Consider the following 611-nt stretch of genomic DNA (forward strand, 5'->3'; position numbering starts at 1 on the left):
GAACCCGGAAGCTAAGCCCTTCAGCGCCGATGGTACTGCACTGGTGACGGTGTGGGAGAGTAGGACGCAGCCGGACACACTTTGTCAGAGCGCCCCGGACGGAACTTCATTGATCCGACCGGGGCGCTCTTTCTTTTTGTGCTCGACGACCCCAGAGGTGGCGCCGACCTCGGTCGGCGCGGAAGGATGCAGAACATGAGTGACCAGGACGGCAACGACAGCCGAGGCGACCGCCGCGACCGCGACGGCGGCCAACGAGGTCCCGCACGCAGTGGCGGTGCCGGCCGAGGTTCGGGAGCGCCGCGATCTGGTGGCCCGCGCCGCGACGACCGTGACGGCTACCGCTCCGCCGGTGGCAGTGACCGTGGTGGCTACCGGTCCGATGACCGCCGTTCCAGCGGCGGTGGCAGTGACCGTGGTGGCTACCGGTCCGATGACCGCCGTTCCAGCGGCGGTGGCAGCGACCGTGGTGGCTACCGCTCGGACGACCGCCGCTCCGGCGGTGGCAGCGACCGTGGTGGGTACCGGTCGGATGACCGCCGCTCCGGCGGTGGCAGCGACCGCGGTGGGTACCGGTCGGACGACCGCCGCTCCGGCGGTGGCAGCGACCG

At 71.0% G+C, this 611-nt stretch carries 1 protein-coding gene and 1 rRNA gene; one reads left to right on the plus strand and one right to left on the minus strand.

The annotated features are described in order from the left end of the window. A 5S ribosomal RNA gene (gene rrf, locus IEY30_RS22315) occupies nt 1-76 on the plus strand; the annotation flags it as partial. 8 nt (nt 77-84) lie between these two features. Here rrf and IEY30_RS22085 read toward each other — a convergent pair. Further along, a partial coding sequence (locus IEY30_RS22085; protein WP_229675148.1) for a hypothetical protein occupies nt 85-611 on the minus strand: 527 nt, incomplete at its 5' end.

The sequence above is a fragment of the Terrabacter tumescens genome, assembly GCF_014646815.1.
Lineage (GTDB): Bacteria > Actinomycetota > Actinomycetes > Actinomycetales > Dermatophilaceae > Terrabacter > Terrabacter tumescens.